This is a genomic window from Micromonospora sp. NBC_01699 (assembly GCF_036250065.1).
GTDB lineage: Bacteria > Actinomycetota > Actinomycetes > Mycobacteriales > Micromonosporaceae > Micromonospora_G.
Genome location: NZ_CP109199.1, coordinates 725,121 through 749,346 on the forward strand (window position 1 = coordinate 725,121; position 24,226 = coordinate 749,346).

19 protein-coding genes are annotated in these 24,226 nt (G+C 72.8%); 10 read left to right on the forward strand and 9 right to left on the reverse strand.

What is annotated here, in order from left to right:
• Position 1 precedes the first annotated feature (1 nt).
• The 5 genes from OG792_RS03325 to OG792_RS03345 are packed head-to-tail and all read right to left on the reverse strand — an operon-like array spanning position 2 to position 7,554.
• Complete coding sequence (locus tag OG792_RS03325; protein WP_329107201.1) at positions 2–1,090, reverse strand: uroporphyrinogen-III synthase; 1,089 nt, start codon at positions 1,088–1,090, stop codon at positions 2–4.
• Positions 1,090–1,446, reverse strand: a complete 357-nt coding sequence (gene nirD / locus OG792_RS03330; protein ID WP_329107203.1) for a nitrite reductase small subunit NirD — start codon at positions 1,444–1,446, stop codon at positions 1,090–1,092. Before nirD ends, OG792_RS03325 begins: the two co-directional genes overlap by 1 nt.
• A complete protein-coding gene (gene nirB, locus OG792_RS03335; RefSeq protein ID WP_329107205.1) occupies positions 1,443–4,064 on the reverse strand; it encodes a nitrite reductase large subunit NirB in 2,622 nt (873 codons plus the stop codon). Before nirB ends, nirD begins: the two co-directional genes overlap by 4 nt.
• Positions 4,061–5,518 (reverse strand): FAD-dependent oxidoreductase, encoded by a 1,458-nt coding sequence (locus tag OG792_RS03340; RefSeq protein ID WP_329107207.1) that lies wholly within the window; start codon positions 5,516–5,518, stop codon positions 4,061–4,063. The genes nirB and OG792_RS03340 overlap by 4 nt, the downstream gene beginning before the upstream one ends.
• Positions 5,515–7,554, reverse strand: a complete 2,040-nt coding sequence (locus OG792_RS03345) for a molybdopterin oxidoreductase family protein (protein ID WP_442932437.1) — start codon at positions 7,552–7,554, stop codon at positions 5,515–5,517. The genes OG792_RS03340 and OG792_RS03345 overlap by 4 nt, the downstream gene beginning before the upstream one ends.
• Positions 7,555–7,809: 255 nt before the next feature.
• Here OG792_RS03345 and OG792_RS03350 point away from each other — a divergent pair, with 255 nt between their 5' ends.
• The 5 genes from OG792_RS03350 to glmM all read left to right on the forward strand — a co-directional run bounded on the left by OG792_RS03350 (position 7,810) and on the right by glmM (position 12,958).
• Positions 7,810–8,511 (forward strand): class I SAM-dependent methyltransferase, encoded by a 702-nt coding sequence (locus OG792_RS03350; RefSeq protein ID WP_329107209.1) that lies wholly within the window; start codon positions 7,810–7,812, stop codon positions 8,509–8,511.
• A 301-nt stretch (positions 8,512–8,812) separates the two neighbouring features.
• A complete protein-coding gene (locus tag OG792_RS03355) occupies positions 8,813–10,237 on the forward strand; it encodes a nitrate/nitrite transporter (RefSeq protein ID WP_442932438.1) in 1,425 nt (474 codons plus the stop codon).
• 289 nt (positions 10,238–10,526) lie between these two features.
• Complete coding sequence (gene rplM, locus OG792_RS03360) at positions 10,527–10,970, forward strand: 50S ribosomal protein L13 (protein WP_329107211.1); 444 nt, start codon at positions 10,527–10,529, stop codon at positions 10,968–10,970.
• Positions 10,971–10,990: 20 nt separating this feature from the next.
• Complete coding sequence (gene rpsI / locus OG792_RS03365; RefSeq protein ID WP_329107213.1) at positions 10,991–11,485, forward strand: 30S ribosomal protein S9; 495 nt, start codon at positions 10,991–10,993, stop codon at positions 11,483–11,485.
• 117 nt (positions 11,486–11,602) lie between these two features.
• Positions 11,603–12,958 (forward strand): phosphoglucosamine mutase, encoded by a 1,356-nt coding sequence (glmM, locus tag OG792_RS03370; protein ID WP_329107215.1) that lies wholly within the window; start codon positions 11,603–11,605, stop codon positions 12,956–12,958.
• Positions 12,959–13,080: 122 nt separating this feature from the next.
• Here the strand turns inward: glmM and OG792_RS03375 are convergent, their stop codons facing one another.
• Positions 13,081–14,268 (reverse strand): pyridoxal phosphate-dependent aminotransferase, encoded by a 1,188-nt coding sequence (locus tag OG792_RS03375; protein ID WP_329107217.1) that lies wholly within the window; start codon positions 14,266–14,268, stop codon positions 13,081–13,083.
• 203 nt (positions 14,269–14,471) lie between these two features.
• On the reverse strand, positions 14,472–15,470 hold the full coding sequence (locus OG792_RS03380; RefSeq protein WP_329107219.1) for an MmpS family transport accessory protein: 999 nt from the start codon (positions 15,468–15,470) through the stop codon (positions 14,472–14,474).
• Positions 15,471–15,746: 276 nt separating this feature from the next.
• Here OG792_RS03380 and glmS point away from each other — a divergent pair, with 276 nt between their 5' ends.
• Positions 15,747–17,660 carry a glutamine--fructose-6-phosphate transaminase (isomerizing) gene (gene glmS / locus OG792_RS03385; protein ID WP_329107221.1) on the forward strand — a complete coding sequence of 638 codons (1,914 nt, stop codon included), beginning with the start codon at positions 15,747–15,749 and terminating at the stop codon, positions 17,658–17,660.
• A 93-nt stretch (positions 17,661–17,753) separates the two neighbouring features.
• On the opposite strand, the gene OG792_RS03390 is transcribed toward glmS, so the two are convergent.
• Both OG792_RS03390 and OG792_RS03395 read right to left on the reverse strand, forming a co-directional pair.
• Positions 17,754–19,376, reverse strand: a complete 1,623-nt coding sequence (locus tag OG792_RS03390; protein WP_329111090.1) for an alpha/beta hydrolase — start codon at positions 19,374–19,376, stop codon at positions 17,754–17,756.
• A gap of 5 nt (positions 19,377–19,381) precedes the next feature.
• Positions 19,382–19,711 carry a hypothetical protein gene (locus tag OG792_RS03395; RefSeq protein ID WP_329107223.1) on the reverse strand — a complete coding sequence of 110 codons (330 nt, stop codon included), beginning with the start codon at positions 19,709–19,711 and terminating at the stop codon, positions 19,382–19,384.
• A gap of 170 nt (positions 19,712–19,881) precedes the next feature.
• Here OG792_RS03395 and OG792_RS03400 point away from each other — a divergent pair, with 170 nt between their 5' ends.
• The 4 genes from OG792_RS03400 to OG792_RS03415 all read left to right on the forward strand — a co-directional run bounded on the left by OG792_RS03400 (position 19,882) and on the right by OG792_RS03415 (position 24,224).
• Positions 19,882–20,250 (forward strand): holo-ACP synthase, encoded by a 369-nt coding sequence (locus OG792_RS03400; RefSeq protein WP_329107225.1) that lies wholly within the window; start codon positions 19,882–19,884, stop codon positions 20,248–20,250.
• A 153-nt stretch (positions 20,251–20,403) separates the two neighbouring features.
• Positions 20,404–21,864, forward strand: coding sequence for an NAD(P)H-hydrate dehydratase (locus tag OG792_RS03405; RefSeq protein WP_329107227.1), 1,461 nt, complete (start codon positions 20,404–20,406; stop codon positions 21,862–21,864).
• 90 nt (positions 21,865–21,954) lie between these two features.
• Positions 21,955–23,112 (forward strand): alanine racemase, encoded by a 1,158-nt coding sequence (alr, locus tag OG792_RS03410; RefSeq protein WP_329107228.1) that lies wholly within the window; start codon positions 21,955–21,957, stop codon positions 23,110–23,112.
• Positions 23,109–24,224, forward strand: coding sequence for an alpha/beta fold hydrolase (locus OG792_RS03415; protein WP_329107231.1), 1,116 nt, complete (start codon positions 23,109–23,111; stop codon positions 24,222–24,224). The genes alr and OG792_RS03415 overlap by 4 nt, the downstream gene beginning before the upstream one ends.
• Positions 24,225–24,226: the final 2 nt, after the last annotated feature.

Genomic DNA, 24,226 nt, shown 5'->3' on the forward strand with positions numbered 1-24,226 from the left:
GTCAGTCGACCGGTAGCCGGTAGCCGCGCTTGACCACGGTCTGCACCACGCCCGGCGTACGCAGGGCGGCCCGGAGCCGGGCGACGGCCATCTCGACGGCGTGTTCGTCGGCGCCGCGGGGCAGCGTACGCAGCAGGTCGGCGCGGGAGAGCACCCGGCCCGGAGTGGCGGCCAACGCCCGGAGCACCGCCATCGGGGACGGTGCCAGCGGACGCAGGTCCCCGTCGACCACGGCGGCGTGACCGCGCAGGGTGAGCAGGTGCCCGGCGACCTTCACGTGCACCGCCCGCCGGGGAAGCTCGTCGATGATGCTGCGGACCAGGGCGCCGAGCCGGGCCCTGGCCGGGGTGAGTACCGGTACGCCGTGCCGTCGCAGCGGGGTGGCGGTGACCGGCCCGACGCAGGCGGCCAGTACGTCCGAGCGCAGCGCCTCCAGTACGGCGTCGCCGCTGGCGCCGGCGGCGCGCAGCAGTGCGCCCGCGGCCGGGGCGGAGGTGAAGGTGACCGCGTCGACCAGCCGCCCGGTGATCAGGTCGACCAGCCGGTGCAGCGGTGCCGGGTCGGATGGCGGCGCCCAGCGGTAGACCGGCACCTCGATCACGGTGGCTCCGGCGTCCTCCAACGCGCTGGTGCACTCGGGTTGCCGTTCGCCGTGCAGCTGCATGGCGACCACCCGGCCGGCGACGCCCCGTTCCCGCAGGTGGTCGACCACCTCGTCGCAGCTCTCCGAGTGCGGCGACCATTCGTCGTGCAGGCCGGCGGCCCGGATCGCACCGCGTGCCTTCGGCCCCCGGGAGACGATGTACGCCTCGGCGAGCACCGAGCGCAGCGGTTCGGCCAGCCCCCAGCCCTCGGCCGCCTCCAGCCAGCCACGCATGCCGATGCCGGTGTTCGCCATCACCACGTCGGGCGGGTTGTCCAGGCAGGCGCGGGTGGCGGCGCGCAACTCGGAGTCGTCGGCCAGCGGCACGATCCGCAGCGCCGGGGCGAGCACCACCCGGGCGCCGCGCCGTTCCAGCAGTGCGGCGAGTTCGTCGCGTCGCCGGTCGGCGGTCACGCCGATGGTGAATCCGGCCAGTTCGTCGGACATCAGGGCTCCTGCCGGGCGCCGACCTCGATGACGTTGTCCCGGCAGCGGATGCGATAGGTCGGCACCGCCACCGCGGGATCGTCGAGGCACCGGCCGGTGCGTAGGTCGTACACCTGTTTGTGTAGCGGGGAGGCGACGGTCGGGGTGGTGCCCCGGCTGCCGACGATGCCGCGCGACATCACGTACGCGCCGCCGATCGGGTCCCGGTTGCCGATCGCGAAGAGCTGCCCGTCGTGGGTCCGGAAGACGGCCACCTGTTCGTCGTCGACCAGCGCGGCGACGCCCCGCTCCGGCTCCACCCTGGGGTACGGGCAGACCGCTGTCCACCGCCCTGTGGCGGCACCGTCCGGGCTCATCGGCGTACTCCCTCGCTCGTGGTCGTGCGGCCGGGCCGGTCCGTCGGTCGGCCGACCGGGTCCGCCGTCGGTGTCCGGGCGCCGCCGCCCGTGGTGGGCAGGCCGAGGGCGACCGGTCGGCGTTCGGCGGTCGCCGGGACGGGTTGGCCCCGCTCGACGGTGAAACTGATCGACGGGTCGGGGGTGTCCGGCGCGTTGACGAAGGAGGTGAACCGGCGCAGCCGTTCCGGGTCGGCGAGGGTTTCCCGCCACTCGTCGGCGTAGTCGGCGACGTGCCGGGTCATGGCCGCGTCGAGTTCCGGGCAGAGCCCGAGACTGTCGTCGACGATCACCGACCGGAGGTGGTCGAGGCCGCCGTCCATCGCCTCCAGCCAGCCGGCGGTGCGCTGCAACCGGTCCGCGGTGCGGATGTAGAACATCAGGTAGCGGTCGAGGTAGCGGACCAGTTCCTCGGTGGAGAGGTCGGTGGCGAACAGTTCGGCGTGCCGGGGTCGGAAGCCGCCGTTGCCGCCGAGGTAGAGGTTCCAGCCCTGGTCGGTGGCGATGATGCCGAAGTCCTTGCTCCGTGCCTCGGCGCACTCGCGGGCGCAGCCGGAAACCGCCGACTTGAGCTTGTGCGGGGCACGCAGGCCCCGGTACCGCAGTTCCAGGGCGACCGCCAGGCCGACCGCGTCCTGTACGCCGTACCGGCACCAGGTGGAGCCGACGCAGGACTTCACCGTGCGCAGGGCCTTGCCGTACGCGTGGCCGGACTCGAAGCCGGCGTCGACCAGCCGTTGCCAGATCCGGGGTAGCTGTTCGACCCGGGCGCCGAACAGGTCGATCCGCTGCCCGCCGGTGATCTTGGTGTAGAGGTTGAAGTCGCGGGCCACCTCGCCGATGACTATCAGCTTCTCCGGGGTGATCTCACCGCCGGGGATGCGCGGCACCACCGAGTACGTCCCGTCCCGCTGGATGTTGGCCAGGAAGTGGTCGTTGGTGTCCTGGAGGGCGGCCTGCTCCCCGTCGAGCACGTAGCCGTTGCCGAGCGAGGCGAGGATCGAGGCGACCACCGGCTTGCAGATGTCGCAGCCCCGACCACGGCCGTGCTCGGCGACGAGCTGGGAGAACGTACGGATGCCGCGGACTCGGACCAGGTCGAACAGTTCCTGGCGGCTCTGGTCGAAGTGCTCGCAGACCGCCTTGGACAGCTGCACCCCGGAGACGGCCAGCAGTTGCTTGAGCATGGGTACGCAGGACCCGCAGCTCGTCCCGGCGCGGGTGCACGCCTTCAGTTCCGGTACGTCGGCGGCGCCGTCCGCGATGGCGGCGACGATCTGGTCCTTGGTCACCGCGTTGCACGAGCAGACCTGGGCGCCACCGGGCAGCGCGGCGATGCCGACACCCGCACCCCCGCCCTCGCCGGCCGGGGCGAGCAGGGCCAGCGGGGGACCGGGCAGCGGACCGCCGACACTGGCCCGCAACGTCGGGTACGCCGACGCGTCGCCGACCAGCACCCCGCCGAGCAGGGTCTTCGCGTCGTCGGAGAGAACCAGCTTGGCGTAGCTGCGGGTGGCCGGGTCGGTCCAGGTGACGTCCAGGCTGCCGGGCGTGGTGCCGTGTGCGTCGCCGAACGAGGCCACGTCGACCCCGAGCAGCTTGAGTTTGGTGGCGGTGTCGGCGCCGGGGAAGGTGGCCGTCCCGCCGAGCAGCCGGTCGGCGACCACCTCGGCCATCGCGTAACCGGGCGCGACCAGGCCGTAGCAGGTGCCGGCGAGCGCGGCGCACTCGCCGATCGCCCAGATCCGTTCGTCGGCGGTCCGGCAGGTCTCGTCCACCTCGACGCCGCCGCGCGGACCGAGGCCCAGTCCGGCGGTCCGGGCCAACTCGTCACGGGGCCGGATGCCGGCGGCGACCACCACCAGGTCGGTGTTGACGGTGTCGCCGTCGGAGAGGACGAGCCCGCTCACCGCACCGTCCGGTCCCGGTCGTACGGCGGTGGTGGCCGCGCCGAGGTGCAGCACCACCCCGAGTTCGTCGACGTAGCGGCGGAGCATCGCGCCACCGGCCTCGTCCACCTGGACCGGCATCAGCCGGGGGGCGAACTCCACCAGGTGGGTGTCGAGCCCGAGCAGACGCAGCGCGTTGACCGCCTCCAGGCCGAGCAGGCCGCCACCGATCACGGTGCCGGTACGTCGACCCCGGGCGTACTCCCGGATCGCGTCCAGGTCGTCCAGGGTGCGGTAGACGAAGACCCCGGCCCGCAGCCCACCCGCGCCGTCCGGGCCGGCGGCGCCGTCGATCGGCGGCACGAACGGGTACGAGCCGGTCGCCAACACCAGCGCGTCGTACGGGTAATCGCCTGCGGCGGTCCGTACCACCCGCCGGTCCCGGTGGAGTTCGAGCACGGGTTCGTCGAGCCGGTGGTCGACCCCGTCGTCCGGCGTGTGCAGGCTGAGTTCCTCGGCACCGACCCCGTCCAGGTACGCCGAGAGCCGAACCCGGTCGTACGCCGGCCGGCTCTCCTCGCCGAGCACGGTGACCTGCCAGCGGCCGTCGGTGTCGCGGGTCCGCAGCGCTTCGACGAAGCGCTGGCCGACCATGCCGTTTCCGACCACGACGAGTTTGTTGCGGTTCACCCGGACACCTCCGCGGAGTCGGCTGCGGACAACCAGTTGACGATTCCCTCGACCGCGTCGCGGCAGCTACCGCAGCCGGTGGTGGCCCGGGTCGCGGCGACGACCTCGGCGACCGACCGGGCGCCCGCCCGCCAGCAGCGCACCAGGGCGCCTTTGCGGACCGTGTTGCACTGGCAGACGGTCGCGGCGTCCGGCATCAGCGCGGGCGACTCGGCCGGGGTGCCGGACCGGTCGCCGAGGGCGCGGCCGAGCAGCAGCGAGCGGCGGTCGCTCGGCACCGGGGTGCCCCGGTCGAAGAGCTGGATGACGGTGCCGACGGCCGGATTGTCACCGAGCATGATCGCTCCGGTCAGCCGTTCCCGGATGATCCGCAGCCGGGCGTACGTGCCCCGCGCCGGGTCGGCGAAGCTCAGCTCCTCGACCGCCGGCTCGGTTCCGTCGACGGGGGTCAGGTCACCCATCGCGGCGAGGTCGATCCCGGCCGCCTTGAGCCGGGTCACCGCTGCCTGTGGCCGGTAGCGGGCGCCGGCGGCGTCACCGGTCAGCACCCCGGCCAGCACCCCGGCCTGGGCCCAGGCGGGCGCCACCAGGCCGGTGAGCTGCCCTTCGTGCTGGGCGCAGTCGCCGATCGCGGAGATCCGTGGGTCGCTGGTGCGCAGCCGGTCGTCGACCACCACGCCCCGTTCGACGGCCAGCCCGGCGGCCCGCGCCAGCCCGGTGTCCGGCCGTACGCCGCAGGCCAGGACCAGCAGGTCGGCGGTGAGCCGTTGGCCGGTGGCGAGTTCCAGGGTGACCCGGTCGGGCTCGACCCGTACGGCGGTGGCGGAGGTGCCGAGGTGACTGGTGACGCCGAGTCCGGCCAGGGTCCGGGCCAGCACCGCTCCGGCGGCCGGGTCGAGTTGGCGGTCCATCAGGTGCCCGACCGGGTGGACCACCCGCACGTCGAGGCCGCGCGAGGCCAGGCCACGGGCCGCCTCCAGGCCGAGCAGGCCGCCGCCGAGCACCAGTGCGGTCCGCGCGCCGGTGGCGGCGGCGACGATCCGCCGGCAGTCGTCCAGCGTACGGAAGGCGACCACCCGTTCCGGCAGCCGATCCGGATCGGGTACGAGTCCGGGCAGCGGCGGCACCACCGCCCGACTGCCGGTGGCGAGTACGAGGTGGTCGTACTCGATGGTGTCGCCGCGGTCGGTGGTGACCGTCGCGGCCGCCGGGTCGATCGCGGTGACGGTGGTTCCGGGGCGGATGTCGACGCCGTGGCCGGCGGCCTCGGTCAGCTCCACCTGCGTCTCGTCGATCTTGCCGGCGAGCAGGTTCGACAGCATGATCCGGTTGTACGCCCGGTGCGGTTCGGCGCCCAGCACCACGATCTTCCGGTCCCCGTCGCGGGCCCGCAGCTCGCTGGCCAGCCGGGAGCCGGCCATGCCGTAGCCGACGACGACCACCCGCCCGGTCATGCCCGCTCCACCCGGACCGCGCAGACCTTGAACTCGGGCATCTTCGAGGTCGGGTCGAGCGCGTCGTTGGTCAGCGAGTTCGCCCGCGCCGCCCCGCCCCAGTGGAACGGGGCGAAGACCGTGTCGGCCCGGATCGTGTCGCTGACCCGGGCCGGTGCCCGCATCTCACCGCGTCGACTGTGGACGGTGACCTCGTCCCCGTCGGCGATGCCGAGCCGGTGGGCCAGGTCCGGGTGGAGTTCGACGTACGCGTTCGGCGCGGCGGTCCGCAGCGACCCGATCCGCCGGGTCTGCGCACCGGACTGGTACTGGGCCAGCACCCGTCCGGTGGTCAGGTAGAGCGGATAGTCCGGGCTGACCTCCTCGGCGGCCGGCCGGTGCTCGACCGGCACGAACCGGGCCCGGCCGTCCGGGGTGGAAAACGACTCGGTGAACAGTCGCGGGGTGCCCGGCCGGTCCTGCGCCGGGCAGGGCCAGAACACCCCGTCCTCGGCGTCGATCCGCTCCCAGCTGACCCCCGCGTAGTCGGCGACGCCGCCGGCCGACGCCCGCCGCAACTCCTCGAAAACCAGCCGCGGATCCGCCGAAAATCCAGCCCCCGCCACCCGTTGCGGCTGGTTGTCTTCGAGTCGTCGGGCCAGTTCGGCGATCACCCACAGGTCGGTGCGGACCCCGACCGGTGGCGGGCGTACGGCCCGGCGCCGGAGCACCCGGCCCTCCAGGTTGGTCATCGTGCCGTCCTCCTCCGCCCACTGCGCGGTGGGCAGCACCACGTCGGCCATTGCCGCGGTCTCGGAGAGCACGAAGTCGGCGACCACCAGTAGGTCGAGATCGCCCAGCCGGCGCTGCACCCGACCGGCCCGGGGGGCGGAGACGACCGGGTTGGAGCCGAAGACCAGCAGTGCCCGCGGGCCGGTCGGGGAGCCGATCGAGTCGAGCAGTTCGTAGGCGGAGACGCCCGGACCGGGCAGGTCGTCCGGGCGTACGCCCCAGACGCCGGCCACGTGCGCGCGGGCCGCCGGGTCGTCGATCCGCCGGTAGCCGGGCAACTGGTCGGCCTTCTGCCCGTGCTCGCGGCCACCCTGTCCGTTGCCCTGACCGGTCAGGCAGCCGTACCCGGAGCCGGGTCGGCCGGGCAGCCCGAGGGCGAGCGCGAGGTTGACGAACGCGGTGACCGTGTCGACGCCCTTGGCGTGCTGCTCGGCGCCACGGGCGGTCAGGATGATGGCGGTGCCGGCGGTGCCGAGGGCCCGTGCCGCCGCCTCCAGGTCCGCCACCGGTACGCCGGAGAGCCGTTCGACCTGCGCCGGCCAGTAACCGGCGACGTTGCGGCGTACGGCGTCGAAGCCGTTGGTGCGGGTCTCGACGTAGTCCCGGTCGACCCAGCCCTCGGTGACGGCGATGTGCAGCAGGGCGTTGGCCACCGCCAGGTCGGTGCCCGGCATGGGTTGCAGGTGCAGGGTGGCCTGGCGGGCGGTGGCGGTGAGCCGGGGGTCGATCACGATCAGGTTGCCGCCGCGGGCCTTCTGCTCGACCAGGTAGCGCACCAGCGGTGGCATGGTCTCGGCGACGTTCGCCCCGACCAGCAGCAGGGTGTCCGCGCCGGCCAGGTCGGCCAGCGGGAACGGCAGGCCCCGGTCGATGCCGAAGGCCCGGTTTCCGGCGGCGGCGGCCGAGGACATGCAGAACCGGCCGTTGTAGTCGATGTTCCGGGTACGCAGCGCCACTCGGGCGAACTTGCCCAGCGCGTACGCCTTCTCGTTGGTCAGTCCGCCGCCGCCGAACACGGCGACCGAGTCGGGACCGTGTGCCGCCTGTAGCCCGGTGATGGTGCCGGCCACCCGGTCCAGCGCCTCGTCCCAGGTCGCCGGCCGGAGTTCGGCGGTGTCCGGGTCGCGCACGAGCGGGGTGGTCAGCCGGTCGGGGTGGTCGAGCAGTTCGGCGGCGGTCCAGCCCTTCTGGCACAGCCCGCCCCGGTTGGTGGGGAACTGCCGGGACCGGACCTCGATCCGTTCCGGTGTGGTGCGAAGCGTCATCCCGCATTGCAGCGCGCAGTACGGGCAGTGGGTGTCGACGTCCGGTGCTGGCATGGCTACGCCGGGTGTAAACGCACCGGGGTGCGTTCCGTCCCGCGCAAGGTCCGTCATGTCCGAAGCGTGGACGGGGGTGGTTTCGCGGCCGGGTCCCTTTTGTTTCGTGCCTGCTAAGAGGCGCTCACAGTACGTGTGGGTAGCGGGTTGGTTTGTCGGGTCTATAATATGGGAAAGTCGTCTCATATTTTGGGAGAGCAGATGAGCGTGGTGGACCTGTTCGAAGCCGCCGCCGGCACCTATGACCAGGCCAGACGCAGGTTGGTGCCATGCTTCGACGAGTTTTACGGCACGGCGATCGAGCTGGTGTCACCAACACTGCGGGCGGCGGCGGCCGACGGCCGTACGCCCGAGGTTCTCGATCTCGGAGCCGGCACCGGCCTGCTCTCGGCGCTCGTCGGCGCGGCCGTGCCCGGCGCCCGGATCACCCTGCTCGACGCCGCACCGGCGATGCTGGCGATCGCGGCCGACCACCTGACCGCCCAGCGGGTCGCGCACACCGTCGAGGTGGCCGACCTGACCGCGCCGCTGCCCGCCGGCCCATACGACGCGGTGGTCACCGCGCTGGCCGTGCACCACCTGGACGACGCCGGGAAGAGGGCGCTCTACCGGCGGATACACGACGTGCTCCGGCCCGGCGGAGTGTTCGTCAACGCCGAGCAGGTGGCCGGACCCACCCCCGAACTCGACCGGCGGTACGCCGAGGTCTGGCTGGCCCAGATCACCGCCCTCGGCTCGGACCGGGCGGAAATCGACGCCGCCCACCACCGGATGTCCTACGACCGTCCCGCCCCGGTCACCGCCCAGTGCACCTGGCTCACCGAAGCCGGCTTCACCAACGTCGACTGCTTCTTCAAATCCTGGCGCTTCGCCGTCCTCGGCGCCCACCGCCCCACCCCGTAGACCCCACTCGGGTAGAGAAAGAGTCGTTGTCGGGGCGGGAAAGCCACTCTTTCTCGACAACAGTGGGCGGGTCGCCGGGGGGTTCTCACGGGTGGGGGGTGGGGGTGGTGCGGGGATGGTTGCGGGGTGGACGCCTGACGTGAATCGTCCGGAAACCGATTGCGCCTAGCTTCTGGCTCGTCCCCCAACGAGAAGGAGCCGGCCCGTGAGCACAGCCTCCACCACGGCGGACGCCGAAGAGGTTCCGGCGGCCCCGCCGGCACCCGTGGGTACGCGACCGCCGGTTGCCGGACCGGGACCCGTGGCAACACCGCCGGTCGCCGGACCGGGACCCGTGGCAACCCCCGCCCGTCGGCACCGGATCGACGACTGGCGTCCGGAGGACCCGACCTTCTGGCGGGTGACCGGTGCGGCCGTAGCCCGGCGCAACCTTGTCTTCTCCGTCTTCTCCGAGCACGTCGGCTTCTCCGTCTGGAGTCTCTGGTCGGTGCTGGTGCTCTTCCTCGGCCCCGAGTACGGCATCGACCCGGCCGGGAAGTTCCTGCTCACTGCCGTACCGACGGCGCTGGGGGCGGTGCTGCGGCTGCCCTACACGTTCGCGGTCGGGGTCTTCGGGGGCAGGAACTGGACCGTGATCAGCGCCGCCCTGCTGCTCCTGCCGACGATCCCGATGACGATCCTGATCGAACCCGGCGTCTCGTACGGGACGCTGATGGTGCTCGCCTGTCTCGCCGGGGTCGGCGGCGGCAACTTCGCCTCCTCGATGGCGAACATCAACCTGTTCTATCCCGACCGGCACAAGGGCTGGGCGCTCGGCCTGAACGCGGGCGGCGGCAACCTCGGCGTACCGGCGGTGCAGCTCGTCGGGCTGCTGGTGCTGGCGATGACGGGAACCGCGTACCCCCGGCTGGTCCCGGCGGTCTACCTGCCGCTGATCGTGCTGGCCGCGCTGCTCGCCGCGCGGTACATGGACAACATCTCACCGGCGGCGACCGGGCGCGACGGGTCGGCCGGTGCACCGGGTCAGGGTGGCGTGCACAGTGAGCGGGGGGCGATGCGGGAGGTGGCCCGGGACCCGCACACCTGGATCATGTCCTTCCTCTATATCGGGACGTTCGGCTCGTTCATCGGGTTCGGCTTCGCCTTCGGGCAGGTGCTTCAGGTGCAGTTCGGCGATCGGTTCGCCACCCCGCTGGACGCCGCGTACCTCACCTTCCTGGGGCCGCTGGTCGGCTCGCTGATCCGGCCACTGGGTGGGTACCTTGCCGACCGGTGGGGCGGTGCGCGGGTCACCTGCTGGAACTTCGTGGCGATGGCGCTCGGCGCCGGCGTGGTGCTCTACGCCTCCGGACGCGGTTCACTGTCGCTGTACCTGGTCGGCTTCATCGCCCTGTTCGTCTTCTCCGGCATCGGCAACGGTTCCACGTACAAGATGATCCCGGCGATCTTCCGGGCCCGGGCCCGGATCGCCGCCGGGATGCTGGCCGAGGTCCCGGCCGAGGCGGCGCGGCGGGCGGTGCGGCTGGCCGGGGCGTTGATCGGGATCGCCGGTGCGGTCGGCGCGTTCGGGGGAGTGCTGGTCAACATCGCCTTCCGGCAGTCGTTCCTGACCTATCGCACGGCCGACGCCGCATACGTCAGCTTCATCGCCTGCTATTTGCTCTGTGTCGTCGTCACCTGGGCGGTCTACCTCCGGTCGTCGCCCCGCCGACTGTCGGGCGTGTGAGCGGGCCGGGTGCGGGCCGTTGCGACGGGTGTGATTGGCTAGGCGGGTGCGATCAGACTGCGGCTGGTGACCGGAGGGCCAATCTGACCGGCCGGTGTCCACCGGCGGGCGCGGCGGCCGGCCGGTGGCGATCCGTGGCCCCCGTTTTGACCGCGTGCGGGCCGGAAGAGTAACATCGCCTGCTGTTGTGTGACAGCCGAGGGCGTGCCCCATCAGGTACGCTTGGTCGTTCGTGCGCGCCTGGTGACCGGTGCGTGACCCCAGACCGACGACGAGACAAGGTAGACCTGTGCGTACGTACAGCCCGAAGCCGGGTGAGATCGAGCGTCAGTGGCACGTTATCGACGCCGCTGATGTCGTGCTGGGCCGTCTGGCCACCCACGCTGCCACGTTGCTGCGTGGCAAGCACAAGCCCACTTTCGCGCCGCACGTCGACACCGGTGACTTCGTCGTCGTTGTGAACGCGGGCAAGGTCGCGCTGACCGGTAACAAGCGGCAGACCAAGATCGCTTACCGCCACTCCGGCTACCCGGGCGGCCTCAAGCAGGTCCGCTACGAGGAGCTGCTGGCCAAGCGCCCCGAGCAGGCCATCGAGCTGGCCGTCAAGGGCATGCTCCCGCACAACAAGCTCGGCCGGCAGCTGATCAAGAAGCTGAAGGTCTACCCCGGTGCCGAGCACCCGCACATCGCGCAGGCGCCGGTGCCGTTCGAGATCAAGCAGATCGCGCAGTGAGCGCGGACGAAGGAATCAGCATGACCGACACCATCGAGGCCGAGCCCACGCCGGTCGTCGAGACCGAGTCTCCCGCCGAGACCGAGACCGCCGCTCCGGCCGCCCCGGTTGCCCGTAGCCCCCGCGGTGACCGCCCGATCCAGACCGTCGGCCGCCGCAAGCAGGCCATCGTCCGGGTCCGCATCATCCCCGGCAGCGGCAAGATCACCTGCAACGGGCGCGAGCTCGAAGCCTACTTCCCGAGCAAGGTCCACCAGCAGCTCATCAAGGAGCCGCTGGTCACCTCCGAGAAGACCGAGCAGTTCGACGTGATCGCGAACCTTCGCGGCGGCGGCACCACCGGCCAGGCCGGCGCGCTGCGCCTCGGCATCGCCCGGGCGCTGATCGTCAACGAGCCCGACGACCGCCCGGCGCTGAAGAAGGCCGGCTTCCTCACCCGGGACGCCCGGGTCAAGGAAAGCAAGAAGTACGGCCTCAAGAAGGCCCGTAAGGCGCCTCAGTACTCCAAGCGCTGATCATCAGCTTCACCCCCTTGCACGTCTGACGGACGGCCGGGTCCGCCTCCCCTCGCGCGGTGGCGGGTCCGGCCGTTCGTATTTTTCCAATGGTCTGCTTCCCGGAGGTACTCGCGCATGGGCCGGTTGTTCGGCACGGATGGCGTACGTGGACGTGCGAACGCCGATCTGACCCCCGAGTTGGCGCTCGCGGTCGCCGTCGCGGCCGCCCACACCCTCGCCGAGTCCGATCTCAGCCACCGGCCGCTGGCCGTGGTGGGGCGGGACACCCGGGCCAGCGGCGAGATGCTGGAGGCGGCCGTGGTGGCCGGCCTGGCCAGCGCGGGCGCCAACGTCGTACGGGTCGGCGTGCTGCCCACCCCGGCGGTGGCGTACCTGGTCGCGGAGACCAAGGCGGACCTGGGCGTGATGCTCTCCGCCTCGCACAACCCGATGCCGGACAACGGGATCAAGCTCTTCGCGGCCGGTGGCAACAAGCTGCCCGACGAGGTCGAGCTGAAGATCGAGGCGGCCATCGAGGCGAACGGCTCGTCCGCCTGGAACCGGCCCACCGGCGCCGGTGTCGGCCGGGTGCACGACCTGCTCGACGGCGCCGACCACTACATCCAGCACCTGGTCGGGAGCATGTCGCACCGGCTGGAGGGGCTCAAGGTGGTGGTCGACTGCGCCAACGGCGCCGCCTCCGACCTGGCCCCGGTGGCGTACCGGGAGGCCGGCGCCGAGGTGGTCGCGATCCACGCCGAGCCGGACGGGATCAACATCAACGAGGACTGCGGGTCGAACCACCTGGCCCGGCTCCAGGCCGCGGTGGTCGAGCACGGGGCGGACCTCGGCATCGCGCACGACGGCGACGCCGACCGGTGCGTCGCGGTGACCGCCGACGGCGAGGAGGTCGACGGCGACCAGATCCTGGGCATCCTCGCCCTGGCCATGCGCGACGCCGGCACGCTGATCGCGGACACCGTGGTCGCGACCGTGATGAGCAACCTCGGGCTGCGCATCGCCATGTCCCACGAGGGCATCCGGCTGATCGAGACCAAGGTCGGCGACCGGTACGTGCTGGAGGAACTGCGCGCCTCCGGGCTGGCCCTCGGCGGCGAGCAGAGCGGGCACATCGTGCTGCCCGAGTACGCCACCACCGGCGACGGCCTGCTCACCGCACTTCAGGTGATGTCCCGGATGGCCGCCACCGGACGTACGCTCGCCGACCTCGCGTCGGTCGTGGTGAAGCTGCCACAGGTGCTGATCAACGTGCCGGTCGGTGACCGTACCGTCGGCGCGGGCGCCCCCGCCGTACTGGGCGCGGTGGAGCTGGCCGAGGCCGAACTAGGCGAAACCGGACGGGTGCTGCTCCGGCCGTCGGGCACCGAACCGCTGGTCCGGGTGATGGTCGAGGCCGCCACCCAGGAGATCGCGCAGACGGTGGCCGAGCGGATCGCGGCCGAGGTACGTACCGCCAGCCCGGTCGCCTGACGAGCACCGGTCGCCCGCCGAGGACCGGTCCCGTCGTGCGCGGGGCCGGCCCGTCGTGCGCGGGGCCGGCCCGTCGTGCGCGGGGCCGGCCCGTGATCGGCGGGTCGGGCCCCTGACCGGCGTCAGCGCAGCGTACGGAGGCGGCTGACCGCTTCGGCCAGCACCTCGGGCCGCTTGCAGAAGGCGAACCGGACCAGTCGACGCCCGGCCTCGACGTCGTCGTAGAAGACCTGGCTCGGAATGGCCACCACCCCGCACCGCTCGGGCAGCGTACGGCAGAACTCGACCCCGTCCCGGCCGCCGAGCGCGGTGATGTCGGCGGTGACGAAGTAGGTCCCCTCCGCCGACAGCACCTCGAACCCGGCGTCGGTGAGGCCGGCGGTGAGCTGGTCACGCCGGGCCTGGTGGGTCGCGCGGAAGGTGTCGTAGTAGTCGTCGCCCAGGGCGAGGGCCACCGCGACCGCCGGTTGCAGCGGGGCGCCGTTGACGAAGGTGAGGAACTGCTTCACCCGCAGCACGGCGGAGACCAGCGGTGCCGGGCCGCTCGCCCAGCCGATCTTCCATCCGGTGCAGGAGAACGTCTTGCCGGCCGAGGAGACCCGTAACGTCCGTTCCGCCATGCCGGGCAGACTGGCCAGCGGGATGTGCCCGGTCGCGGCGTCGGTGTACACGAGGTGCTCGTACACCTCGTCGGTGACGGCGTAGGCGCCGTACTCCTGGCAGAGTTCGGCGACCAGGGCCAGTTCGTCGGCGGTGAAGACCTTGCCGGTCGGATTGTGCGGCGAGTTGAGCAGCACCAGCCGGGTCCGTGGCCCGAACGCGGCGCGCAGGTCGGCCGGGTCGAAGCCGTACCGGCCGTCGCCGGACGGGCGCAGCGTGACCGGGCGGCGGACCGCGCCGGCCAGCGCGATCGAGGCGGCGTACGAGTCGTAGTAGGGCTCGAAGCAGACGACCTCGTCGCCGGTCTCGCAGAGCCCGAGGATGGCGGCGGCGATCGCCTCGGTGGCCCCGGCGGTGACGACCACCTCGCCGTCCGGGTCGTAGGACAGGTCCCAGAACCGGCGCTGGTGTGCGGCGACCGCCGCTCGCAGGGCCGGGATGCCGGGCATCGGCGGATACTGGTTCTGCCCGCCGCGTAGCGCCTCGGCCGCGGCGGCGAGCATCTCCGTCGGTCCGTCGGTGTCCGGGAAACCCTGTCCGAGGTTGACCGCACCGGTGCGCGTCGCCAGCGCCGACATCTCGGTGAAGATGGTGGTGCCGAACGGCCGCATCCGCTGCACCAGCGCCTCATGCCCGATGCTCGTATTCACCGACCCACCCTAAGCCGACCACACCGCCCCGTCGACGCACCGCCCCCCGTCGACGCACCGCCCCCCGTCGACGCACCGCCCCGTCGATCTAGGGCAAATACGTGCGAGATGATCTCCGATCACCACCATATGCCCTAGATCGACGGCGGTGGGGGCGGGGGGAGGGGGAGGGGGAGGGGGAGGGGAGGGGGAGGGGAGGGGGGTTAGTTCAGGGTTAGGGCGGCGCAGGTGGTGGTTGCGTGGGGGCCGGTGGCGGAGTTTGTGGTTACCGCTTCGCCGTCTACGAGGATGGTGCAGGTGATTTTTCCTGGGTCGGCTTCGCTCCGGATTGCCAGGACGGTCACCACGCCCGGGTCGGGCATCGTGAACTCCACCCGCCAGGGCAGGGTCGTGGTGCCGAGCTGCCTGGGCATGTTCGGGTACTCCAGGTAGCTGACCTCGGCCGGCCCGTCCCCGCTGACCTGGTAGACCACCTGACGGCCGGTGCGTACGGTCGGGTCGGGCTCCGAGGGTGCCGGCAGCACCGGTCCGCCCGCGCCTCCGTTCGGTGGGAGTGTCGGGGCGGCCGCCGGCCCGGTCGATCCGCGCCAGTTCAACAGCCCGGCGACGGCTACCCCGGCCCCGCCGCAGAGCAGCACCGCGAGTACGACGACAACCGCGACGAGCCCGGTGTTGGTGCGACCGCGTACGGGCGCAGGTGTTCCGGCCCAGGCTGGCGGCGGATATCCGGCCGCCGAGGGGTCGGTCGGGTAGCCGGGCAGTGGAGGATCGCCGGTCGGGTAGCCCGGCGGCGGGGCGTACCCGGTGGAGTAGGCGCCCGGCACGACGTATCCGGTCGGGGCGTACCCGGTCGGAGCGGCGGTCGGCGGGGCGTACCCGGTCGGAGCGGCGGTCGGCGGGGCGTACCCGGTGGGGGAGGCGGTCGGCGGGGCGTGGCTGGTGGGGGAGGTGCCGGTTGGGGGGAGGTTGGTGGGAGTTGGTGCGGACCAGATGGTGGCCGGGTCGTACCCGGATGGGGTGGTGGGGTCGGGGCCGGGTGGCGTCGACGCTGCGGCCGCCGGCGGCCTCCAGGGTGCGGGTGCCGAGGGCGTCCACGGTGCGGGTGCCGGCGGTGGTGCCCAGGGCGACGGGGTGGGGTCGGCGGTGAGCTCGGGCTCGGGGGCGGGGTCGGCGGGCGGCTGGGGTGGTGCCGGATCGGTCATCGGCTGCGCTCCAGGGGCGTCGGGTGGCGCCGGGGTGGTGCGGGCGGCCGTGGGCGCCGCCCCCAACGGTCCCGCACCGGGGATCGACCGGCAAGCCCGTTGACGACACACGGTTGTGGTTTCTTGGCTTTGCGTGAGTGTTCGTCGGATGGTCCGGTGGCGAAATGGTGGTCCCGTCCCGTTGCTTCCCGAAATTCACCTATCGATCATGTCGGCTGCTTGATAACCGGCCTTTCGAGCACCCGTGTTGAGCGAAGTTCGACTAGGCTCGGGGCTATGTGTGGAATCGTGGGCTACGCCGGCGCCCGGCCGGCGCTGAGCATCGTGTTGGACGGGTTGCGGCGCCTGGAATACCGCGGCTACGACTCGGCGGGAGTGGCGATCGTCTGCGATGACGAACTGCTGACCGAGAAGAAGGCCGGCAAGCTGGCCAACCTGGAGAAGTCGCTGGCCGAGCGGGTCAGTGCCGATCCGGACGGCTGCCCCACCCCGAAACTCGGCATCGGTGACGGCACCACCGGCATCGGGCACACCCGCTGGGCCACCCACGGCGGGCCGACCGACCGCAACGCCCACCCGCACCAGTCCCGCGACGGCCGGGTCGCGGTCATCCACAACGGCATCATCGAGAACTTCGCCAAGCTCCGGGCCGAACTCGAAGCCGACGGGATCGAGTTCGACAGCGACACCGACACCGAGTGCGCCGCCCACCTGCTCGCCGCCGCCCTGGCCGACCTGCGCGCGGCCGGTGAGCCGGACGGCCCGCAGTTGCTCGCGACCGCCATGCGCAGCGTCAGCCAGCGGCTGGAGGGGGCCTTCACCCTGCTCGCGGTCGACGCCGCGGTGCCCGGCGCGGTGGTCGGCGCCCGCCGCAACTCGCCGCTCGTGGTCGGCCGGGGCGAGGGGGAGAACTACCTGGCCAGCGACGTCTCCGCGTTCATCGAGCACACCCGCGAGGCGGTCGAGCTGGGCCAGGACCAGGTCGTTCTGATCACCGCCGACGGCATCGAGATCACCAACTTCGACGGTACGCCGGGCGTCGGCAAGGACTTCCACATCGACTGGGACGCCTCGGCCGCCGAGAAGGGCGGCTACGACTACTTCATGCTCAAGGAGATCGCCGAGCAGCCGCAGGCGGTCGCCGACACCCTGCTCGGCCGGTTGACCGACAGCGGCGAGATCATGCTCGACGAGGTGCGCCTGTCCGACCAGGACCTGCGTGACGTCGACAAGATCTTCATCGTGGCCTGCGGTACGGCGTACCACTCCGGGCTGGTGGCGAAGTACGCGATCGAGCACTGGACCCGGATCCCCTGCGAGGTCGAGCTGGCCAGCGAGTTCCGCTACCGCGACCCGGTGCTCGACCGGTCCACGCTGGTGGTCGCGATCTCGCAGTCGGGCGAGACGATGGACACCCTGATGGCCCTGCGGCACGCCAAGGAGCAGAAGGCCCGGGTGCTGGCGATCTGCAACACCAACGGTTCCACCATCCCGCGCGAGTCCGACGCGGTGCTCTACACCCACAGTGGTCCGGAGATCGCGGTCGCCTCCACCAAGGCGTTCCTGACCCAACTGGTGGCCTGCTATCTGATCGGGCTGCACCTGGCCCAGGTGCGCGGGGTCAAGTACGCCGACGAGGTCGGTGCCGTGGTGGCCCAGCTCCAGGAAATGCCGGGCAAGCTGCGTGACCTGCTGGCCGACATCGAGCCCGTACGCGAGCTGGCTCGGGACCTGAAGTCCGCGCCGACCGTACTGTTCATCGGCCGGCACGTCGGTTACCCGGTGGCGCTGGAGGGTGCGCTGAAGCTCAAGGAGCTGGCGTACATGCACGCCGAGGGCTTCGCCGCCGGTGAACTCAAGCACGGCCCGATCGCGCTGATCGACCAGGGCACCCCGGTGGTCTGCGTGGTGCCGTCCCCGGCCGGTCGGGGCATGCTGCACGACAAGATCGTGTCGAACATCCAGGAGGTACGGGCCCGTGGCGCCCGGACCATCGTGATCGCCGAGGAGGGCGACACGGCGGTCCTGCCGTACGCCGACCACCTGATCACGGTGCCGCGTACGCCGACCCTGCTGGCCCCGCTGGTCACCACGGTTCCGTTGCAGGTGCTCGCCTGCGAGATCGCCGCCGCCCGGGGACACGACGTCGACCAGCCGCGCAACCTGGCCAAGTCGGTCACCGTCGAGTGAGCCGTCCCGGCCCGGCCCGGCAGTTCGTGCCAGTCGCGAACACCGGGCCGGTCCGGGCGGTCACCACTCCGCACGGTCAACGGGCGGGCGCGATCACCCGGCCCGGCCGTCGAGCGTGATCCGGGCTACCGCGTCCAGGGCCGGATTGCCGGCGTCCCAGTAGCCTGTGTGGCCGTCGGACCGCCCCGGGAACACCTGGCCACCGAAGGCCGGACCGCTCGGGTCGGCGCCGAAGCGCAGGTCGTCGGCGGGCCGGCCGAACGCCACCAGCGGACCGACCCCCGGCAGCGCCGTACTGAGCACCAGCCGCCTGACCAGCTCGTCCGGCGCCGCCGCGTACCGGATCACGTCGTTGTCGGCGGCGCTGGCCCAGACCCGGCCCGCCGGCAGGTCGAGATCGGCGGCCCGGTCGACGCCGACGCCGGGTGAGCCGAGGAAGACCACCTGGTCGGCGGCGAGCCCGTGGTCGCGGGCGGTCGACCCGACCACCAGCGACCCATAGCTGTGGCCGAGCACGGTCTGTCGGGCCGGCGGGCCCTCGTGGGTGGCGCGCAGTCCTTCCTGGAAGCCGTGCAGTGCCGGCCCGGCGTCCCGGGCCCGACCGGTGGCGGCCGCCTCGTCGAGGAAGTCCGGGGCGTCGTAGTCGAGCCAGAGCACGACCGACGTCCGCTCGGTCGGGTCCAGCGCGGCGGCGCGGGCGGCCATCGTCTCGGCCCGGCCCAGTTCGCCGCCGACGGTGGGCAGGTCGGAGGTCATTCCCGGCACGTACGTCAGGACGTTCTCCGCCCGGTCCGGGTCGCCGATCGCGACGATCGCCCGCCCGTCCCCGGCCGGATCCAGGCCGAGCAGGTAGGCGCGGGGGCCGGTGTCGACGGACAGCCGGTCGCGGATCACGTCGAGCCCGGCGAGGGTGCGGTCGATCCGGGCCACTTCGGCCGGCACGGTCGGGGTGATCCGGCCGGTCAGCAGGGCGCCGCGCTGGACCAGCAGGGCGGTCCGCTGCCGGTCGAGCAGCAGCCGGTTGGCCTGGTCCCGGTCCCGCACCGGCACACCGTCCAGCCGGCCGATCCGGTGCGGCTCGTGCCCCACCAGCCAGCGCCGTTGGGCCCGGGTGAGCCCGGCCCACCAGCGGCCGACCAGCGCCGGGTCGGTGCCCGGCGGCGGTGGGCCGGTCGGCGGCGGGCCGGCCCAGCCGCCGCCCGCGTCGGCGGCCAGGTCGGCCAGCTGTCGAGCCGCCTCCAGGTCGGCGATTGTGGCCAGCTCCAGCGCCGCCCGGATCCCGTCGGCGACGTCCGCCACGGCCGCCGCCGTACGCGGGTCCGGCTGGTTTCCCGTGCTGAGCGGGTCCGGCCGGATCACGTCCGGGTCGGCCGAGACGACACCGCGCCGGTCGACCCGTACGCCCCCGGCGGCGGCCATCCCGACGGTGGCGTCCAGCATCGCCTTGGCTCGGGCGAGCTGCGTCGCGTAGCCGCTGAGGATCTGCTCGACCTCGATGAACACCGGTCGGCTCGCGGTCACTTCGGCGGCGAGCCCGTGCAGCCGTCCGTCGGCCGCCCGCCCGGCCGGGCCGGACCAGTCGGCCCGCAGCGTCGCGGCGGTGCCGGTCAGCTCGGCGGTGCGCCGGTCGGCCAGGCCGAGCAGACCGCGCCAGGCGGAACCGGCCGTACGCCAGGCCGCCGGGTCGGCCGACCAGAGTTGGGCGTACCCGATCATGCTGGTCACCGGCCCGCGTCGAGCCGGGTCGCGGCCCGGTCGTCGGCGCTGTCGTAGCCGTCGGCGGCGGCCCGCAGCCCGTCGGCGGTGGCCGCCGTCCGGGCCCCGACGTCGCCGAGCCAGTCGTGCACCGCCGATTCGAGCGCGCCCAGCGCGGTCGTGGCGGCCCAGCCGGGAGCCGGCACCAGCAGGCCGGTCCGGCCGGCGGGCCCGGTCGCGTCGGCCAGTCCGGTCGCGTCGGACAGTCCGTGGCCGAGCCGGTAGCCGGTGGCGGCGAGTTGGTCCGCCGCCCCGCGTAGCGTCCCGGTCCGCACCGAGATGAGATCGTCCTGCATGCCGCCTCCCGACCGATGTCGACGTCGTCGACGCTAGGACGCCGTGGCGGCCGTTCGGAAGCCCTGTGGACAACCGCGCCCGTGCGCTGTCCGCCGGTTGTCCACAGGGGTTGTACGACAACAGGCCGGGAGCTAATCTGCGCGCCCCCGAAGCCGGTTAGGGTGGGTACGTGATCGTCGCAGTCGGCATCGACGTGGTGCTCGTCGACCGGTTCACCCGTGCCCTGACACGTACCCCGTTGTTGGCCGATCGGTTGTTCACCGAGGCGGAGCGCTTCACCGGCTCCGGCAATCCCCGTTCGCCCGAGTCGCTCGCCGCCCGGTTCGCGGCGAAGGAGGCGGTGGCGAAGGCGCTCGGTGCGCCCGCCGGCCTGCGCTGGCACGACTGCGAGGTGGTCGCGGACCCGGACGGCCGGCCCTGGTTGACCGTCTCCGGTACGGTCGCCGCCGTCGCCGCCGAGCGCGGCGTCAACCGCTGGCACCTCTCGTTGTCCCACGACGGCGGCATCGCATCCGCCATGGTGGTGGCGGAACGGTGAGCCGACCGAGGGCGCGGAGTGGCGCGGAGCGGCGGGCCAGCCGGGCGCGGGCGGTGGCGCAGCGGTGAGCCGGCCGGACGGTGATGGCGTCGACGGGATCCGAGGGGGCGCGGGGATGGGCGGACGAGTGCGGACGGCGCGGCGGGTGGCGCGGTGAAGCCGGCCTGGCGGGTGGCGGACGTCCGGGCGGCGGAGGACACGGTGATGGCGAGCCTGCCGCCGGGCACGCTGATGCAGCGGGCGGCAGCCGGTCTGGCCCGCCGCTGCGCGTTGCTGCTCGAAGAGCGCGGCGGGGTGTACGGCGCGTCGGTGCTGCTCCTGGTCGGCTCCGGTGACAACGGCGGGGACGCCCTGTACGCCGGTGCCCGGCTGGCCGGGCGCGGTGCGGCGGTGCACGCGTTGCTGCTGAACCCCGAGCGGGCGCATCCGGGTGGGCTCGCCGAGTTGCGGGCGGCCGGCGGTCGTACCGTCGAGGATCTACCGGACTGGGCGGACCTGGTGCTGGACGGGATCGTCGGGATCGGGTCCAGCGGTGGCCTGCGGGAGCCGGCGGCACGGTTGGTCGGCCGGTTGGGCGGGTTGCGCGGGCGGGGCGGGCAGCGGGCGGTGGTGGTGGCGGTGGACGTACCGAGTGGGGTCGACGTCGACACCGGGCACGTGCCGCCGAGCAACGACGGTACGAGCGCGGTGAGCGCCGACGTGACGGTGGCCTTCGGGGTGCTGAAGCCGGCGCTGGTGGTCGGTCCGGCGGCGGCCCGCGCGGGTCAGGTGGACCTGGTCGACATCGGGGTGCGGCCGGGGCTGCGGGCGACGCCGGCACTGCACGTGACCGAGTGGGCCGACGTGCTCGACTGGTGGCCGTGGTCCGGTCCCGAGTCGGAGAAGTACAGCCGGGGCGTGGTCGGGGTGGCGACCGGTTCGGCCACCTATCCGGGCGCGGCGGTGCTCTCCGTCGGCGGTGCGCTGGCCGGGCCGACCGGCCTGGTCCGCTACGCCGGCGGTGCGCGGGACGAGGTGCTCCGGCAGCATCCGTCGGTGATCGCCACCGAGCGGGTGACCGACGCGGGCCGGGTGCAGGCGTGGGTCTGCGGTTCGGGGTTGGGCACCGGCGCGGCAGCCGCCACCGAGCTGCGCTGCGTACTGGCCGCGCCGGTGCCGGCGATCCTGGACGCGGACGCGCTGACCATGCTGGTCGACGGGTCGATGGCGGACCGGCTGCGGCAGCGGGACGCGCCGATCGTGATCACACCGCATGACCGGGAGTTCGCCCGGCTCTGCGGGGAGGCGCCGGGCGAGGATCGGGTCGGCGCGGCGTTGCGGCTGGCCGCCTGGATGGACGCGGTGGTGCTGCTCAAGGGCGACCGTACGGTGATCGCGACCCCGGACGGGCGGGCGGTGGTCAACCCGACCGGTACGTCGGCACTGGCCACCGGTGGCACCGGCGACGTGCTGGCGGGACTGCTCGGGTCGCTGCTCGCCTCGGGTCTGCCGGCCGATCGGGCGGCGATCGTGGCCGCGTACCTGCACGGGTTGGCCGGGCGGGAGGCGGCCCGGCGGGGCCCGGTGACCGCGCCCGATGTGGTGGCCGCGTTGCGGGACGTGGTGCCGCGCTGACCGGGTTGGCGCCGGTCCGGACGGGTTTCGGGGATGTGGTCGGGCCGGTTGTCCGGTCCCGATCCTGATCTCGGTTAGTAGTCTGGCCTCATGTGGCAGGCTGAGTTGCGCGTTGATCTTGACGCGATCCGGGAAAACGTGGCCCGGCTGCGCGCCGGGACGACGGCCGAGCTGATGGCGGTGGTCAAGGGCGACGGGTACGGCCACGGCATGCTGCCGGCGGCGTACGCGTCGCTGGACGCCGGTGCCGACTGGCTCGGTGTCTGCACCCTGGACGAGGCGCTGACCCTGCGTCGGGCCGGGATCACCGCACCGGTGCTGGCCTGGCTGCTCGCGCCGGGGCTGCCGCTGTACGAGGGGGTGGCGGCCGACGTCGACCTGAGCGCGGCGAGCCTGGACCAGCTCGGCGAGATGGTCAACGCCGGTCAGCTCGCCGGCCGACCGACCCGGGTCCACCTCAAGATCGACACCGGTTTGTCCCGGGGTGGCGCGTTCATCGACGACTGGCCGATCCTGGTCGAGGCCGCCGCCAAGGCCCAGGTCGACGGGCTGGTCGAGGTCGTCGGGGTGTGGAGCCACTTCGTCTACGCCGACGCACCCGGCCACCCGACCATCGACCGGCAACTCGCCGTCTTCCACGAGGCGCTCACCCTGGCCGAGCGGGTCGGGATCCGGCCGCGCTACCGGCACCTGGCCAACTCCGCCGCCACGCTGACCCGCCCCGACACGCACTTCGACCTGGTCCGCCCCGGAGTCTCCGTCTACGGCCTGTCGCCGGTCGCCGGTGAGAGGTACGGGCTGCGGCCGGCGATGACCGCCCGCGCCCGGGTGATGCTGACCAAGCGGGTGCCGGCCGGCACCGGCGTGTCGTACGGGCACACGTACCTCACCGAGCGCGAGACCACGCTGGCCGTGGTGCCGCTCGGCTACGCCGACGGGGTGCCCCGACACGCCTCCAACACCGGCCCGGTCCAGCTCGCCGGGAGCGTACGCCGGATCGCCGGCCGGGTCTGCATGGACCAGTTCGTGCTGGACTGTGGCGACGACCCGGTGACCGCCGGGGACGTGGCGACCCTCTTCGGTGACGGGTCGGACGGTGGCCCCACCGCCGACGACTGGGCCGAGGCGGCCGGCACCATCAACTACGAGATCGTCACCCGGTTCGGTGGCGTCCGGGTACCCCGGATCTACGACGGGGCACCCGTGCCGACCGGTCCGGTGACCGTCACCCCGGAGGTGTTCCGGTGAGCCGAGCGGGTACCCGCAACAGAGTGGGTCGGGGCGTACCCCGGTCCGGGCTGACGCGCGCGGCCGGAATCCTCGGCGCGGCGGTCGGTGTGGCCGCGGCCGGGGTGGCGGCCGGGCTGGCCGCCGAGCGGGCGGTGGTCCGGCGGGCCAAGTCGGTCCCGGACGACCCGTACGCGGAGGAGGCTTTCGGCGAGTTGCCGTACGACAGCGCGTACACCGTCGAGACCGCCGACGGCACCGGCATCCACGTGGAGTTGGTCGAGGTGACCGACCAGGACGCCCCGGCCCGCCCGACGGTGGTCTTCGTGCACGGCTTCTGCCTCGACATGGGCACTTTCCACTTCCAGCGCACCGCGGTCGGCGCGCACGGCCAGCACCGGATGCTCTTCTACGACCAGCCCGGCCACGGCCGCTCCGACAAGCTGGAATCCGGCGAGTACGAGCTGCCGACCCTCGGTGAGACGCTCCGGTCGGTGATCGACCAACTGGTGCCGGACGGTCCGCTCGTGCTGGTCGGGCACTCGATGGGCGGTATGACCATCATGGCGTTCGCCGAGCGGTATCCGGAGATGTTCGACGACCGGGTGGTCGGCACGGTGTTGATGGCCACCTCGGGCGGGCTGCTGGAGGAGACCAAGATCGGTCTGCCGGCGATCATCGGGCGGATCGGCACCCCGTTGCTGCCGCTGGTCAACAACGCCACCAAACTCACCGGCGGCATGATCGACCGGGCCCGGAAGGCGTCGGCCAACATGGCCTGGCTGCTCACCCGCAGGTACGGCTTCGGCACCCCGAACCCGAGCCCGTCCCTGGTCTCGTACGTGGAGCGGATGAACGCCGGCACCTCCACCGAGACCGTCGCCCGCTACCTGCGCACCCTCTACACCCACGCCCGCTACCCGGCGTTGATGGCGCTGAAGGACACTCCGACCCTGGTCATCGTCGGTGACCAGGACATGATCACGCCGGTGACCCACTCGGAGGAGATCCTGCGCCGCCTGCCCGAGGCCGAGTACATCAAGGTCCCCGACGGCGGCCACGTGGTGATGCTCGAACACGCCGACAAGGTGAACGCCGCCCTGCTGGGCTTCCTTGACAGACTGGCCCGATGAAC

What these genes read in the sequence shown, in the direction of transcription:
- OG792_RS03350 (WP_329107209.1), top strand. Translation starts at nt 7,810, where the DNA reads ATGAGCGTGGTGGACCTGTTCGAAGCCGCCGCCGGCACCTATGACCAG.
- OG792_RS03340 (WP_329107207.1), bottom strand. Translation starts at nt 5,518, where the DNA reads ATGACCGGGCGGGTGGTCGTCGTCGGCTACGGCATGGCCGGCTCCCGG.
- glmS (WP_329107221.1), top strand. Translation starts at nt 15,747, where the DNA reads ATGTGTGGAATCGTGGGCTACGCCGGCGCCCGGCCGGCGCTGAGCATC.
- OG792_RS03325 (WP_329107201.1), bottom strand. Translation starts at nt 1,090, where the DNA reads ATGTCCGACGAACTGGCCGGATTCACCATCGGCGTGACCGCCGACCGG.
- rpsI (WP_329107213.1), top strand. Translation starts at nt 10,991, where the DNA reads ATGACCGACACCATCGAGGCCGAGCCCACGCCGGTCGTCGAGACCGAG.
- OG792_RS03345 (WP_442932437.1), bottom strand. Translation starts at nt 7,554, where the DNA reads ATGACGCTTCGCACCACACCGGAACGGATCGAGGTCCGGTCCCGGCAG.
- OG792_RS03390 (WP_329111090.1), bottom strand. Translation starts at nt 19,376, where the DNA reads ATGATCGGGTACGCCCAACTCTGGTCGGCCGACCCGGCGGCCTGGCGT.
- nirD (WP_329107203.1), bottom strand. Translation starts at nt 1,446, where the DNA reads ATGAGCCCGGACGGTGCCGCCACAGGGCGGTGGACAGCGGTCTGCCCG.
- glmM (WP_329107215.1), top strand. Translation starts at nt 11,603, where the DNA reads ATGGGCCGGTTGTTCGGCACGGATGGCGTACGTGGACGTGCGAACGCC.
- OG792_RS03380 (WP_329107219.1), bottom strand. Translation starts at nt 15,470, where the DNA reads ATGACCGATCCGGCACCACCCCAGCCGCCCGCCGACCCCGCCCCCGAG.
- alr (WP_329107228.1), top strand. Translation starts at nt 21,955, where the DNA reads ATGTGGCAGGCTGAGTTGCGCGTTGATCTTGACGCGATCCGGGAAAAC.
- OG792_RS03395 (WP_329107223.1), bottom strand. Translation starts at nt 19,711, where the DNA reads ATGCAGGACGATCTCATCTCGGTGCGGACCGGGACGCTACGCGGGGCG.